Source organism: Amycolatopsis echigonensis, from assembly GCF_002846615.1.
In the GTDB taxonomy this organism is placed as follows: Bacteria; Actinomycetota; Actinomycetes; order Mycobacteriales; family Pseudonocardiaceae; genus Amycolatopsis; species Amycolatopsis echigonensis.
The window spans coordinates 6,815,211-6,830,231 of record NZ_PJMY01000003.1; the positions used below are offsets into that span (position 1 = coordinate 6,815,211).

General features: G+C 70.8%; 10 protein-coding genes. 6 read left to right on the forward strand and 4 right to left on the reverse strand.

Annotated elements, in window-relative coordinates; all coding sequences use genetic code 11:
- Window positions 1-16 precede the first annotated feature (16 nt).
- From ATK30_RS37215 to ATK30_RS37240, 6 genes are all read left to right on the forward strand, one after another.
- Complete coding sequence (locus ATK30_RS37215; RefSeq protein ID WP_101441267.1) at window positions 17-949, forward strand: 5-dehydro-4-deoxyglucarate dehydratase; 933 nt, start codon at window positions 17-19, stop codon at window positions 947-949.
- Window positions 949-2,205 (forward strand): glucarate dehydratase family protein, encoded by a 1,257-nt coding sequence (locus ATK30_RS37220; RefSeq protein WP_101439425.1) that lies wholly within the window; start codon window positions 949-951, stop codon window positions 2,203-2,205. The genes ATK30_RS37215 and ATK30_RS37220 overlap by 1 nt, the downstream gene beginning before the upstream one ends.
- A gap of 4 nt (window positions 2,206-2,209) precedes the next feature.
- The gene (locus ATK30_RS37225; RefSeq protein ID WP_101439426.1) at window positions 2,210-3,358 is read left to right on the forward strand and encodes a cupin domain-containing protein; all 1,149 of its coding nucleotides are present in this window, start codon (window positions 2,210-2,212) and stop codon (window positions 3,356-3,358) included.
- A 22-nt stretch (window positions 3,359-3,380) separates the two neighbouring features.
- On the forward strand, window positions 3,381-4,835 hold the full coding sequence (locus ATK30_RS37230) for an aldehyde dehydrogenase (NADP(+)) (RefSeq protein ID WP_101439427.1): 1,455 nt from the start codon (window positions 3,381-3,383) through the stop codon (window positions 4,833-4,835).
- A gap of 70 nt (window positions 4,836-4,905) precedes the next feature.
- On the forward strand, window positions 4,906-7,224 hold the full coding sequence (locus ATK30_RS37235) for a polysaccharide lyase 8 family protein (RefSeq protein WP_101439428.1): 2,319 nt from the start codon (window positions 4,906-4,908) through the stop codon (window positions 7,222-7,224).
- Between the two features lie 106 nt (window positions 7,225-7,330).
- The gene (locus ATK30_RS37240; protein ID WP_101439429.1) at window positions 7,331-8,800 is read left to right on the forward strand and encodes a flavin-containing monooxygenase; all 1,470 of its coding nucleotides are present in this window, start codon (window positions 7,331-7,333) and stop codon (window positions 8,798-8,800) included.
- A gap of 214 nt (window positions 8,801-9,014) precedes the next feature.
- Here ATK30_RS37240 and ATK30_RS37245 read toward each other — a convergent pair whose 3' ends face one another.
- From ATK30_RS37245 to ATK30_RS37260, 4 genes are read right to left on the reverse strand one after another with little or no spacing between them, the layout of a single operon-like run.
- On the reverse strand, window positions 9,015-10,175 hold the full coding sequence (locus tag ATK30_RS37245) for a VWA domain-containing protein (protein ID WP_101439430.1): 1,161 nt from the start codon (window positions 10,173-10,175) through the stop codon (window positions 9,015-9,017).
- Entirely contained in the window at window positions 10,172-12,352 is a 2,181-nt protein-coding gene (locus tag ATK30_RS37250; protein WP_101439431.1) for a DUF5682 family protein, read from the reverse strand. Before ATK30_RS37250 ends, ATK30_RS37245 begins: the two co-directional genes overlap by 4 nt.
- The gene (locus ATK30_RS37255) at window positions 12,349-13,434 is read right to left on the reverse strand and encodes an ATP-binding protein (protein ID WP_101439432.1); all 1,086 of its coding nucleotides are present in this window, start codon (window positions 13,432-13,434) and stop codon (window positions 12,349-12,351) included. Before ATK30_RS37255 ends, ATK30_RS37250 begins: the two co-directional genes overlap by 4 nt.
- Window positions 13,431-14,873 (reverse strand): DUF5691 domain-containing protein, encoded by a 1,443-nt coding sequence (locus ATK30_RS37260; RefSeq protein WP_101439433.1) that lies wholly within the window; start codon window positions 14,871-14,873, stop codon window positions 13,431-13,433. Before ATK30_RS37260 ends, ATK30_RS37255 begins: the two co-directional genes overlap by 4 nt.
- Window positions 14,874-15,021 lie beyond the last annotated feature (148 nt).

The following is a 15,021-nucleotide window of genomic DNA, read 5'->3' on the forward strand; positions in this document are numbered from 1 at the left end:
ATTGGAGCAGAAACTGATGGCACAGACCGAGATCGAGCTGGACGGCTTGCTGGCGTTCCCGCTGACCCCGTTCACCGAAGACCTCGAGATCAACCTCGACGGGTTCGCGGAAAACGTGGAGAGCCACATCGCCGCCGGTGCGGGCGCGCTGTTCGTCGCGTGCGGCACCGGGGAGTTCAGCTCGCTGTCGGTCGACGAGGTCGCCGCGCTGCTGGCCAAGGCGCGCGAGGTGGCGAACGGCCGCGTGCCCGTGTGGGTCGGCGCGGGCGGCGGCGCGGCCGGTGCGCGCGCGGGCGTCGCGGCGGCGCGGGTGGGGAACGCCGACGGGGTGCTGCTGCTTCCGCCGTATCTGGTCACCGGGCCGCAGGACGGGCTGGTCGACTACGTGCGCTACGCAGTCGGCGACACCTCGGTGCCGGTGATCGTCTACCACCGCAGCACCGGCGTGTTCACCGCGCCGGCCGCGGCGAAGCTGCTGGACATCCCGTCGGTGGTCGGGATCAAGGACGGCTACGGCGACGTCGAAACGATGACCCGGATCGTCACCACGATCCGCGCGCTCGGGACGCGGCGTTCCGCGGACTTCTTGTTCTTCAACGGTTTGCCGACCGCGGAGGTCTCCGCGAAGGCGTACGCGGCGATCGGCGTCGCGCGCTACTCCTCGGCGGTGCACTGCTTCGCGCCGGAGATCGCGCACCGGTTCCACCGCGCGCTCGCCGAGGACGACAACGCGACGATGGACGCGCTGCTCGCCGGGTTCTACCTGCCGCTGGTGGCGTTGCGCGACGAGACGCCCGGCTTCGCCGTGTCGCTGGTCAAGGCCGCCGCCCGGCTGCGCGGGGACAAGGTCGGCACCGTCCGGCCGCCGCTGATCGAGCCGACGCCCGAGCAGATCGACCGGCTCGGCAAGGTCGTCGACAACGGTTTCGCCGTGCTGAAAGGCCTCTGATGAAGATCCGGGACGTGGTGCTGACCCCGGTCGCGTTCGCGGACGCGCCGCTGCTCAATGTGATGGGCGTGCACGAGCCGTTCGCGCTGCGCGGCGTCGTCCAGGTGGTGTGCGACGACGGCGTGGGCGGCCTCGGCGAATCGTACGGCGACGCGGCGTTCCTCGGCGAGGTGCGCAAGGTGCTGCCGGAACTGGCCGGACACGACATTTTCGACCTGCCGGGCCTCAAGCGGATCATCGCGCGCGCACTGGCCGGCACCGTGCTGACCGACGAGCACGGCCTGATCGGCGGGTTCTCCATCCGCAAGACGATCGCCAGCGTGTACTCGCTGTTCGAGGTCGCGTGCCTGGACGCGCAAGGGCAGTTCCTCGGCCGTCCGGTCGCCGACCTGCTCGGCGGGAAAGCCCGCGACGCCGTCGACTTCTCCGCGTACCTGTTCTACAAGTACGGCGCGCACCTCGGTGCGGAAGAGGACAGCTGGGGCGAGATCCTGACGCCGGAAGCACTGGTCGGCTCGGCGAAGCGGATGGTCGACGAGTACGGGTTCCGCTCGATCAAGCTCAAGGGCGGGGTTTTCGCGCCGGAGCAAGAAATCGAGGGCGTTCGCGCGCTCGCCGAAGCCTTCCCCGGGCACCCGCTGCGCATCGATCCGAACGCGGCGTGGACACCAGCGACGAGCATTCGCGTGGCGGCAGAACTCGACGGCGTGCTGGAGTACCTCGAAGACCCGACGCCCGGGATCGAGGGCATGGCCGAGGTCGCGCGCGAGGCGAGCATGCCCTTGGCCACCAACATGTGCGTGGTCAATTTCGGTGACCTGGAGCCGGCTTTCCGGGCGCGGGCGATCGGCGTTCTCCTGTCCGATCACCACTTCTGGGGCGGTATGCGCGACACGCAGGCGCTGTCGGTGGCCTGCGAGAGCTTCGGCGTCGGGCTGTCCATGCACTCCAACAGCCACCTCGGGATCAGCCTCGCCGCGATGGTGCACGTCGCGGCGGCGACGCCGCATCTGACGTATGCCTGCGACACGCATTGGCCGTGGAAGACGGCCGACGTGATCGAGCCGGGCGTGCTGAACTTCGTGGACGGAGCCGTCGCGGTGCCGGACCGGCCCGGGCTCGGGATCACGCTCGACCAGGACGCGCTCGCCAGGGCGCACGAGGACTATGTCCGATGTGGACTGACCAAACGGGACGATGTGACGTACATGCGCAAGTACACGCCCGGCTTCGAACCGAACACGGCGAGGTGGTGAGCGGGTGAAGGCGACCGGATACGCGTATCCGTGGGACGTGCTCGGCGACACCGCGTTCGTCGAGCGGGCGCAGGACCTCGGCGTGGACGAGGTCGCGGTGGCGCTGGCCTATCACAGCGCCCGGGCCGCGACGCCGTGGTCGACCGAGCGGACGTCGGTGGTCGCCCGGACCGCCGCGCTTTACCGGCCGGTGCGCGCGGAAGCGTGGGAAGGCCGGGATCTCGTCCCGGCCACCCCGGACTGGGTCTCCGCGGAGGACAGCGGCGGTGACGCGGTCCGGCGGCTCACCGAGGCCGGAGTCCCGGCGGCCGCGTGGATTGTGCTCACGCACAACTCGCAGCTGGGCGCCGAATTCCCGCTGTACGCCGTGCGCAACTGCTTCGGCGAGACGTACCCTTGGGCGCTGTGCCCGGCGCAGCCTGCCGTACGCGAGTACGCGGCGACGCTGACCGCGGAATCGGTTGCGGGACTGAAGCTTTCGTCGGTGGTGCTGGAGGCGTGCGGTCCGCTCGGGGCCGTGCATCAGCACCAGCACGAGAAAACCGACGGCGTGTGGGCTGCGGCGACTGCGCGGCTGTTGTCGATCTGTTGCTGCGCCGCTTGTGCGGAGGGCTGGACCGGGTTCGACCCGGCGGACGTCCGGGAGAAGTTGCGCGCTGAGGTGCAGCGGCTGATCGCGACCGCGGATTTGTCGGCGGCCGAGGACAGGCTTCCGGCTGGATTGAAGGAAACGCTGCTTTCCAGTCGGCAGCAGGCGACCGACGCGTTGCGCGCCGCGGTTCTGGCCGTGCTGGAGCCTGGTACGCGGATCGTGCTGCACGGCGCGCTCGACCCGTGGGTCACCGGCGCGCTGCCCGGGCTGACCCCGACGGCCGCGGACGACGCGGAAACAGTGGTGCTGCAGAACTGGGCACCGGGCCAGGCCAGCGTCGACGCGGTCGCGGCCGCACGGCGGGCGTTGCCGGAACGGGTCGTGATCGGCAGCTATATCACCGCGGTCGCGGCGAGCCCGGTGCCGGACATCGAGGCGTACGTAGCCGAACTGGCGAAAGCCGGAGCGACCGAACTGCACCTCTACCACTTGGGCCTCGCCGGGCCCGCGCGCTGGCCGGACCTGCACGCCGCCACCGCCGCCGCGCACTCGGCGTCCTGACTCTGTTTGACGAGGAGATCCATTGAGCCGCGAAACTTCCGCCACGGACCTGGAAAGCGTGCTGGCCGCAGCCGCGTCCGCCGCCCGGCCGTTCGCCGAAAGCACCCCTGCCGAACGGGCTGAGTGGCTGGCCGCCGCCGCGGACGCGCTCGACGCCGCCGCCGAGGAACTGATCCCGTTGGCGCACCAGGAAACCCGCCTTCCGGCCGCGCCGCGGCTGAAGGGCGAACTCGCGCGCACCACGTTCCAGCTGCGGCTGTTCGGCGAAGTGCTGCGCGACGGCGAATTCCTGGGCGCGACCGTCGATCACGCCGACCCGGCCTGGCCGATGGGCGCCCGGCCGGACCTGCGCCGCGTGCTGGTGCCGATCGGTCCGGTGCTCGTGTTCGCCGCGAGCAATTTCCCGTTCGCGTTCAGCGTCGCGGGCGGCGACACCGCTTCCGCGCTGGCCGCGGGGTGTCCGGTGGTGCTCAAGGCGCACCCCGGCCACGAAGAACTCTCGACGCGGACCGGCGAGATCGTCGCGCGAGCGTTGACCGCCGCCGGTGCGCCGGAGGGGGCGTTCGCGGTGATCCACGGAGTCGAGCAGGGCGTCACGGCGCTCAAGGACCCGCGGATTTCCGCCGCCTCGTTCACCGGTTCCGTGCCGGGCGGGCGGGCGCTGTTCGACATCGCGGTCTCGCGGCCGGTGCCGATTCCGTTCTACGGCGAGCTGGGCAGCGTCAACCCGGTCGTCGTCACGCCGGGTGCGGTCGCCGCGCGCGGCGAGGCGGTGGCGAAGGGCTACGCCGGGTCGTTCAGCCTCGGAGCGGGCCAGTTCTGCACGAAACCGGGTCTGCTGTTCCTGCCCGAGGGGCACGGGTTGGACGACACCCTGCGCGAGGCGGTCAGCGCGGTGGCTCAGCAGGAAATGCTGAACGACCGCATCGCGGCCGGGTTCGCGCGGAAGCTCGCGGACCTGCGTGCGGTGTCGGGCGTGCAGCCGGTCGTGGAAGGCACGCAGGACGGCGACGCGTTCACTCCGTCGCTGCTCGCGACTACCGCGAAGGAGTTCCTGGCGGGCGGCGAGGCTGTCCGCGAGGAGCATTTCGGACCCGCGTCGCTGATCGTCACCTACTCCGGCCAGGCGGAACTGATCGAGGTGCTGGACAGCCTCGAACCCGGTCTCACCGCGACGATCCAGGGCGAGGAGAGCGACGCCGGCTTCGTGCGTCCGCTGCTGCCGTCGCTGACCCGGCTCGCCGGACGGCTGCTGTGGAACGACTGGCCGACCGGCGTCACGGTCAGCTGGGCGCAGCAGCACGGCGGCCCGTACCCGGCGACGACCGCGCCGACCACGACGTCGGTCGGCACCGCCGCCATCGAACGTTTCCTGCGCCCGGTGGCGTGGCAGGGCTTCCCGGACGCGCTGCTGCCGGAAGCCCTGCGGGAGGCGAACCCCTGGCAACTGCCGCGCCGTGTCGACGGAGCGCGCTGAGCAGACCCCTCTTCGTGCGTGGCCAGCTCGGGCTGGCCACGCACATCCAACCCCACTGGGAGGCACCGTCATGCCCGTGAACCGCAGAACCGCACTGCGTGGCGGTGCCGTCGCCGCCGCGTCGGCCGCGCTCCTCGCCACCGCGCGCCCGGCCTTCGCCGCGCCGGCCCCGGATCCGTTGAAATCGATCGTGGCTGGCTACCGCGAGCTGCAGACGGGCATCAACCGTCCGTCGCTGGAGCGCACGGCCGCGCTGAAGAACCTCGGCCGGGTCGCGAAGTCGTACTACGACAGCATGTCGGTCTCCGGCAATGGTCCACTGTGGACTGACCTGCCGCTCGGTCCGGGCAGCGACTACACCACGTCGATGTACGCCCGGCTGCGCGCGATCGCAGTCGACTGGGGGACTCCGGGCAGCACGCTTTCCGGCGATCCGAAGGTGCTCGACGGGATCAAGAAGGCGCTGGAGCTGATCTACGCCAGCCAGTACAACCCGCAGGTCGGCGAGATCGGCAACTGGTACACCTACGAGATCGGCGTGCCGTATTACCTGCTGCACACCCTCGTCACGGTCGCCGACCAGCTGACCGCCGACGAGCTGGCGCGGTACGTCAGCCCGATCAAGCGGTTCGTCGGCAACCCGAACCTGCGCGCGAACAACCCGAAGATCGTCGAAACCGGCGCGAACCGGGCGGACAAGGCGCTGATCTCGATCGTCTCCGGCGCGCTGATCGGCGACACCGCGTGGATCCGCACCGGCATCGACGCGATCACCGACGTCGCCGGCGGGGGAGCGGCCAGCGTCCTGGCGAAGCTGAACCGCGCGGCGGGCGACGGCTTCCACACCGACGGCTCGTTCATCCAGCACGACACCATCCCGTACCCCGGCCACTACGGCATCGTCCTGCTGACCGCGCTCGCCGGGACGATCCACGTCACCGAAGGCACCGAGTGCGCGCTGCCGGACGAGCTGAAACAGAAGGTGTACGCGCTGGTCGGCGACACGTTCGCGCCGTTCGTGTACGCGGGTGCGCTGATGGAGCCGGTGCGCGGGCGGATGCTGTCGCGGCAGGGCGAAACCGCGCACGACATCGGACACCAGCTGACTGTCGCGACTTTGGTCCTCGCGCGGTCGGCGACCGGGACGGCGAAGACCGAGCTGTCCGGGCTGGCCGCCAAGTGGATCAAGGAAGGCACCTACGCGCCGTTCCTGGAAATCCCCGATCCCGAGCGGTTCGCACCCGGCCCGGACCTCGTCGCGACGCCGGGCATCGAGTTCGCGCAGGAGATGCTCGCCGGAGGCGTGCGGCCCGCGCCGATGGTCGCGACGCACCGGATCTTCGGCCAGCAGGACCGGATGGCGCACGTGACCGAGGGCTGGTCCGCGTCGCTCGGCGTCGGCTCCACGCGGATCTCGCGCTATGAGTCGATCAACGGGATGAACCAGCACGGCTGGCATGTCGGCGACGGGGTGCTGTATTTGTTCCTTCCCCACGCGAAAGGCCATTACTCCGACGCCTATTGGCCGACTGTCGATCCGGCCCTGCTGCCCGGCACCACCGCGAAGGCCGGTCCGCCCGGACCGCTGGCGGCGACGCCGTTGACGACGAAAGCGCACGTCGGCGGCGTGCGCTGGGACGCCCGGCATGGTGCGTACGCGATGGATTTCGTCTCGGAGGACGGTTCTTTATCCGCGAAGAAGTCCTGGTTCTTCACTCCGGCGGGCATCGTCTGCCTCGGCGCGGGGATCGCCGACACGTCCGGGCAGGCGGTCCGGACGACGATCGAAAACCGCAACCTCGGCGAAAACGGACGCGGCACGCTGCTGGCCGACGCGCGCGCGGTCGGCGATTCGAGCACGCTGCACCGGCCGCGCTGGCTGCACCTCGACCAGGTGGGCGGGTACGTCCTGCTCGACAACGCCGAGGTCACCGCACTGCGCGAAGACCGGACCGGCGCGTGGCGCGACATCGACACCGGCGCCAACACGAAGGGCACCACGACGCCGAACACGCGGCGGTACCAGAAGCTCATTATCGAGCACGGCGCGAAGCCGGTGGACGCGACGTACGCGTACGCGGTCCTGCCGGGCGCGTCAGTGGTGGCGACGGTCGCGTCGGTGCTCGCGTGGCGCGTTCGGGCCAATACGCCCGTTGTCCAGGCCTTGCGACTGTGGGATAACACACTGCTCGCAAACTTCTACAGTGCGGGTACCGTAGACGAAGTATCAGTCTCAGGACCTGCTTCGGTGGCGCTCGGCCGGAACACTCTCGCTGTTTCCGACCCGACGCAGCTGCAGGACAGCGTCCGCGTGACGGTGCGGCGGCGCACGGTGGAAGTCCCGCTCAAGGAGTCCTTCGGCGCCACCAAGGTGATTTCCCTGCGGTGAACCCGGTTTTCCCCGCCGGGCCGGTGGTTCCCGGCCCGGTCCGGCGGGGCCCCACCTGGAGCGGCCTCGGCCTTATGGTGGGCGGAGTCGCTTCGCGCGGGGAGGAATTGTGGCGCATTTCGATGTCCTGATAGTCGGAGCCGGGCTGTCCGGCATCGGCGCGGCCTGCCGGCTGCAGCAGCAGGCGCCGGACCGGACGTACGCCGTCCTCGAAGCACGAGACACGATCGGCGGAACCTGGGACCTCTTCCGGTACCCGGGCGTGCGCTCGGACTCGGACATGTTCACGCTCGGCTACCCGTTCCGGCCGTGGCCCAAGGAACAGGCGATCGCGTCCGGCCCCGAGATCCTGTCGTACATTCGCGAGACCGCCGCGCACTACGGGATTTCCCGGCACATCCGGTTCGGGCACCGGGTGATCCGCGCGAGCTGGTCCTCAGCCTCGGCCCGCTGGACAGTGGAAGCCGCGCGGGACGGCGCGACCGTCACCTTCACCTGTTCTTTCCTGTACTTGTGCAGCGGCTACTACAGCTACGAGAACGGCCACGTCGTCGATTTCCCCGGCCGCGACTCGTTCTCCGGCGAGATCGTGCACCCGCAGTTCTGGCCCGACGACCTGGACCTGTCCGGCAAACGAGTCGTCGTGATCGGCAGCGGCGCCACCGCGGTCACCCTGGTGCCGGAACTGGCTTCCGCCGCGGAGTCGGTGACCATGCTGCAACGCTCGCCGAGCTACGTCCTGTCCCGTCCGTGGACGGATTCGCTCGCCCGCCGGGTGCGCCGAATCCTGCCTTCCCGGCTCGCCTACCACGTGGTGCGGACGAAGAACGTCCTGGTGACGACGCTGCTCTACCAGTTCTCGCGACGACAGCCCGACCGCGCGGCGGCGTTCCTGCGGGACGCGGCCGCGAAGCAGTTGCCCGCCTCGATTCCGGTCGATCCGCATTTCTCCCCGCGGTACCGGCCGTGGGACCAGCGGCTGTGCCTGACGCCCGGGGCGGATTTCTTCCGGGCGCTCCGCAGCGGGAAAGCGGACATCGTCACCGACCGGATCGACCGCTTCACGCCCGACGGCATCACGCTGGAATCGGGCGAGCAGCTGCCCGCGGACGTGGTCGTCACCGCGACCGGCCTGCGGGTGATCGCGTTCGGCGGAATCGAGCTGAGCGTGGACGGCGAGGTGATCGAGCCGTCGGAACAACTGGTGTACAAGGGAATGATGCTCGGCGGGGTGCCGAACCTCGCGTGGTGCGTCGGGTACGTGAACGCTTCCTGGACTCTCCGGTCGGACCTCGTCTCCCGCTATGTCTGCCGGTTGCTGAACCATCTGTCCCGCAACGGTTTCGACCTGTGCGTGCCCCGCCCGGCCCCGATCCCGGCGGCCCGGCGCCGGCCGATCATGAACCTGACGTCGGGCTACCTGACCCGTGCCGCCTCAGTGCTCCCGAGGCAGGGAGACCGGCGGCCGTGGCTGATGCGGCAGAACTACCTGCTGGACGCGGCGGACCTGCGCCTGAGCCGAGTGGACGACGGCGTGCTGCGGTTCGGGAGGGCGGCGTCGCGGCGCAGCGCTTGAGCTGCTGTTTTGTGCCTCGGCTCGGCTTCCGCAGCGGCAAGGAGAGAGCCGTCGTGGTCCGGTTGACACACTCGCCGGGCTAGCCTGATCGGCTTCCTCGCGACCTGAAAGGGAACGGTGGAGGGTCGCCGAAATCCTTCCGGCCCGACCGCGCGGCTCGCCCGGCCGGGCCGGAGCCGTGTTCTTCGGCGGTGCGGGGTTCAGCGGCTGGCAGTCACTGTGCCGTGGCCGAGGCGGCCCAGCGGCTCAAGTCCTCCCTTCGGAGCGCGGCGGCCATCAGGTCCGGGAAAAGGTCCGGCGTGCAGGCGAAAGCGGGCACCCCCAGTTCGCTGAGCGCGGCGGCGTTCTCGTGGTCGTAGAACGGCGCCCCGGAATCGGACAGGGCCAGCAGCGTGACGACTTGCACCCCGGACCCCACTAGGTCCGCTACCCGGCGCAGCAAGTCGTCTCGCACTCCGCCTTCGTAGAGGTCGCTGATCAGCACCAAGAGGGTCTGCTCCGGGCGCTCCACCAGTCCTTGGCAGTACGCCAATGCACGGTTGATGTCGGTGCCCCCGCCGAGTTGGGTGCCGAACAGGACGTCGACGGGGTCGTCCAGGTGGTCGGACAAATCAGCGACCGCGGTGTCGAACGCGACGAATTTCGTGCTCAGCGCACGCATCGAGGCGAGAGCCGCACCGAAAACGCCTGAGTACACCACGGATTCTGCCATCGAGCCGGACTGGTCGACAGCCAGGATCACGTCCCTTCGGACGCTTTGTTCCCGGCGGCCGAAGCCGAATAGCTGTTCCGGCACAACGGTTTTCAGCTCGGGAGAGTAGTGCTTCAGATTCCGGCGGACGGTGCGGTTCCAGTCGATGTCCGCGCCCCGGGGACGTTGGGTGCGCGCCGCGCGGTCCAGTGCGCCGCGCACCGCCGCTCGGGTGCGTTCGGCCAGGCGTTCTTCCAGCTCGGTGACCACCTTGCGCACCACGGTGCGGGCGGTTTCCTTCGTCTCTTCGGGCAGGACGTTGTTGAGGGACAACAGGGTGCCGACCAGGTGGACATCCGGCTCCACGGCGCTGAGCAGTTCCGGTTCCAGCAGCATCCGGGTGATGCCCAGCCGGTCCACGGCGTCGCGTTGCATGACCTGGACGACCGAGCCGGGGAAGTACCTCCGGATGTCGCCCAGCCAGCGAGCGACCCTCGGCGCGGAGGCTTGCAGGCCGCCGCTGCGGTCACCGCTGCCGCGCGGGTTCTTGGGCCGCTCGTCGTAAAGGGCGGCCAGCACGTTGTCGACGCCAGCGTCCCCTTCGGACAGTGCGTGGCCGGTGCCGTCGGAATCTCCGCCCAGCACGAGGCGCCAGCGGCGGAGGCGTTCGGGATCGGTGGTCACGGGGCGGCTCCCAGGAGGGTGGCGAAAACCGGCAAGGCGGCCGCGGCGCGGATCTCGTCCAAGTCTTCGGCGAGCGTCGGTTCGGCCCGGCGGGCGCCGGACAGGGTGGCGGCGCGTTCGCCGATGGCGCGTTTCTCCGGACCGGCGAAGGCACCGAAGGTACGGCGCAGCAAGGGAAGCACCTCGGTGAAGACGTCCGGCGGGATCGAGGCCAGCCAAGTGTCGACGACGCGCAGCATGCGTTCGTCGTGGACCAGGAGGAGGGCACCGCCGGAGAAGAAGCCTTCGACGTAACTCGCGCCGTCCGTCGGTGCGATGCCGGGGGTGAGCGCGCGGCCCAGCCGGAGTTCGACCTCTGCGGCGTCGAGCAGGTCGGCGTCGTGCAGAAGACGCACGATGCGGCCCGCGAGCAGCGGCGGAAGCGTGTCGCGGGTCGACAGGCGGGCCAGGGCGGTGAACCAGCGGTCGCGCGCGGCGTCGCCCAGCAGATCGGTGGCTTCGTGGACGTTGTCGATCAGTTCGCAGAACTGTGCGGCGGCTTCCTCGTCGATGCCGTGCACGGCGGGCGGCAGCCCGGCACAGACCCGGGTGAGGATCCGGTCGGCGACTTCCTGCAGCTGCGCAGTGTCGGTGCCGCGTACGTCGCCGTACCGGGTCGCCCGGGCCAGCGGAGGCAGAGCGGTCATGAGGTGCGCGACGTCCGCGTCGGCGGCGGCGCGGGTGTCCAGGGCGGCGAGGGTTTCCGGCAGGGCGTCGCCCAGGTCGGCCAGGAGACAGCCTTCTACCGCGGCGGTGATGTCGGCGAGCGCGGGAGAGTCGGCGACGGCTTCGCGCACGACCGCGGTGGCGGCGGCGGGCACGGTGGTTCCGTGCACCGAGGCCGCGACCAGGTCGACTTCGAAACCCGGTTCCCAGCACAGGGTCCAGGTTTCGCGGAAGGTGCCTTTGGTACGCACCGAGGAGAGTTCCGGCTCGCCCCAGGGGATGCCGAGAATCTGCAGGCGGTGCAGCAAACGGGATCGGTCCAGCCCGCTGGGGGTGCGCAGGTCCAGATCCAGTTCCCGGGCTTGCGGCTCGCGTTTGAGCCGGAGCCGCCGGGCGGTGGCGACCAGGTCGGCGGCCAGCGGCGCTTGCGGAACGGTGTCCGGGACCTCGCCGAGCAGTTCGCCGACCACCAGCCGCCGCGTGACCAGGTCGGCCTGCACGTCGTCGCCTCCGCACAGGACCGCGCGGGTGGCGGCGTCGACCTCGGCCAGCCCGGCGGACGACCGGCCGCGCAGCGCGGCGAGAGTGTCGGCCAGCCGTACTGCTTCGATCACGTGCGCGGTGGAAACGGGCAGATCTTCCTCGCGCAGCACTCCTGCGACCGCGGTGAGCCAGCGGGTGGTGACATCGCCGGAGGTGCTGAACAGGTGGTGATACCAGCCGGGGGAGCGGACGCCCGCGCCGTAGCCGGTGACCGACGCGAGCCTGCCGTGCGTCCACGGCACCCACGTGCACACGACCTTCCGCTTCGGGAGTCCTTTGAGGACAGCCTGGTCCCGGGACGCGGGCGGCAGCGGATCGGCCAGCGCGGGCACGTGCCAGGCCCCGCAGACCACGGCGATCCGCTCGTAGCCTTCCTTCCGCGTCTTGCGCAGCACGTTCCGCATGTACGCCTCGCGCCGCTGCTCGTGCGGATCTTCCGGCCGCTCGCCCTCGCGCAGCGCGGTCATCGCGTCGGCGATCACCTCGAACGGCGATTCCTCGCCGCGGCGGGACTCGACGAAGTCGTCCCACCAGCGTTCCGGATCGTCGTATCCGCCTGCCGCGGCCAGTTCCGCGAGCGGGTCGGCGCGGGGCGCGGTCCGTTCCTCGCCGAGCGCGAACTGGTGCGCTGCCGGGAGATCGCAGAACTTCACCGGAACGCCGGCCGCGGCGGCGTACCGCAGGGCCTGCCATTCCGGGCTGAACACCGCGAACGGCCAGAACGCCGCGCGCGACACGTCGTCGGACGCGTACGCCAGCAGCGCCACCGGCGGCCGCATGTCGTCGTCCGCGGCGAGGTCGACGAGCTGGTCCGCTTCCGGCGGTCCCTCGATCAGCACCACGTCCGGTTCCAGCTCGGCGAGCCGGGCGGCGACCGCCCGCGCCGAACCGGGACCGTGGTGCCGGATCCCGAGGAGATGAGTGGTCATCCGGCGATCTCCTGGCCTGCCCGGTAGAAGTCGGCCCAGCCTTCCCGCTCGCGCACCACGGTCTCCAGGTACTCGGTCCAGATCGCGCTGTCGGCTACCGGATCCTTCACGACCGCACCGTGAATTCCGGCCGCGACGTCCTGCGCGCGCAAGACGCCGTCGCCGAAGTGCGCCGCCAGTGCGAGGCCGCCGGTGAGCACGCTGATCGCTTCGGCCGTGGACAGCGTCCCCGACGGGGTCTTCACCGCGGTGCGGCCGTCTTCGGTGCGGCCGGCCCGCAACTCGCGGAAAACCGTGACCACGCGGCGGATTTCGGCGAGATCAGCGGCTTCGGCCGGCAGCGAAAGCGCGGCGCCCAGCTGACCGACCCGCCGCCGGACGATGTCCACCTCGGCTTCGGCGGTGTCCGGCAGCGGCAGCACTACGGTGTTGAACCGCCGCCGCAGCGCGCTCGACAGCTCGTTGACGCCCTTGTCCCGGTTGTTCGCCGTGGCCACCATCGTGAACCCGGGCCGCGCTTGCACTTCGGTGCCCAGTTCGGGGATCGGCAGCGTCTTCTCGGACAGGATGGTGATCAGAGAGTCCTGCACCTCCGCCGGGATGCGGGTGAGCTCCTCGAGCCGGGCGACCTTGCCGTCGCGCATCGCGCGCAGGATCGGGCTTTCGACCAGTGCCTGGTCGCTCGGCCCTTCGGCGATGAGGCGCGCGTAGTTCCAGCCGTAGCGGATCTGCTCCTCGGCGGTGCCCGCGGTGCCTTGGACGAGCAGCGTGGAGTCCCCGCTGATCGCCGCCGCGAGGTGCTCGGACACCCAGGTCTTCGCCGTGCCCGGAACGCCGAGCAGCAGCAGCGCGCGGTCGGTGGCGAGGGTGGCGACCGCGACTTCGATCAGCCGGCGCGGTCCGACGTATTTCGGGCTGATCTCGGTGCCGTCGTCGAGTGTCCCGCCGAGCAGGTAGGTGACCACCGCCCACGGGGAAAGCCGCCACGACGGCGGTTTCGCCCGGTCGTCGGCCGCGGCGAGAGCGGCCAGTTCGCCGGCGTATTCCTGTTCGGCGTGCGGCCGGAGGACGGGGGACGTCATGCGAGCTCCTTGTGCATTTCACGGCGGAAGGACAGGGTTTCGGCGACTGCGCGCCGCCACGGGGCGGCTTCGCCGGGAAGCGGGATTTCGGCCAGCGGGTGGCCGAGGCAGGCGACGGGCACGGCTTTCGCGATCAGCGCGGCCGCGTGCGCGACGAGCCGGTGGTCGCGCTGCCCGGCGACCCAGTCGAGCAGCACCGTGCCGAGCTCGGCGGGCCACGGCTGCGGCAGGTCGAGGATGAGCCTGGTGAGGGCTTCGATCGGCAGCCCGCGAGTCAGCTTCGCGACCGTGGCGGCCTGCTGTTCGGGCGACAGCACGCCGATGAGCGCCGCGGTACTGCGTCCGCTCGGTTCGGCTTCCACGAGTGCTTGGGCCCATTGTTCGTTGCCCTGCCGAAGCGCGGCGGTGGCCCAGCTTTCGCGCACCACGTTCAGCGGCGGGCCTTCGACGAGCATCCCGGCCAGCTCGCCCGGGGTGCCGAGTTCGGCCCAGAACCGCAGGGGAGCGGCGGCGATGATCGCGCGCAGCCGGGCCGTGCCCTGTCCAGGCCCGGGCGGGACGCGGATGCCGTCTCGGATCAGGCTGTCGTCTGGTTCCGGCGGGGTGAATTCAAGGACGTCGGCCCGGAGCGCGCGGCTGCGGACAGTGACGCAGGCGCGCAGCCGTTCGATCATCCGCTCGCCGGAGGCCGAATCGGGGTACCGGCCGATCAGCCGCAGCGCGACCTCGCGCACCCCGGCCGCCCGGTCGCCGAGCGCGGCTTCGACGAACGGCTCGTCCTCGTCGGTGAGATGCTCGCCGAGCAGGGCCAGGAACGTCGCGCGGACGTCGGCCGGCTCGGTGCTCCAGGCCGCGGCGAGCGCTTCCCGCGCTCGGGCGGGATCGGCGACGAGCACGCGTTCCAGCCAGGCCTGCCGACGAGCGGCGGTGCCGAACTGCCAGGCGTCGTCGCTGGTGTCGTCCGCGGCGGCGACCAGGAACGCCCAGTCCGGGTTCCGTTCGCCGAGCCAGGCCCCGACCGGCCCGGCGACGGCGGCGAGCGGCGCCCGCAGCGACACGCGGGTCCGTGCCGCGTCGGCCAGCGCGGGGAGCCGCTCGGCGGGGACGCGGAATCCCTTGTCCGCCACCGTGGCGAGCCATTCCTCGACCAGTTCCGGACGGTTGGCGGAGAGCAGGTGCACGAGCCGCGCCCGCGCCACGGCCGGGATGAGCGGCCGGTTGTCCTCCGCCGCGGCAGGTTCGGGATCGACCCCGGTGAGCGGTCGCTGCCCGGCGCGCCGGTAGCCGGTGTACGCCGCCGCGGCGACGAGCGCTTGTTCGGCGGGTTCGGCGCGTTGTTCGGCGATTTCCCTTATCCCGTGCGGTAAACCGGCGGGGTCGAGGGTCCTGCGGCGGGTGCCGAGCAGGACGGTGCTGACCAGGTCGTTCCAGGCGGTCACGGCCGCACCGTCCGGTCGTGGAGCAGTTCGGCACACACCGCTGGGGAAGCGACGGGGCGACGGTCTGCGGTGGCGAGGGTTGGCGAGGCGACTTTCCTTGCTTCAGAAAGGAAACCGGCGCTCCCTTGGCAGCCGTGGACGAAGTTGT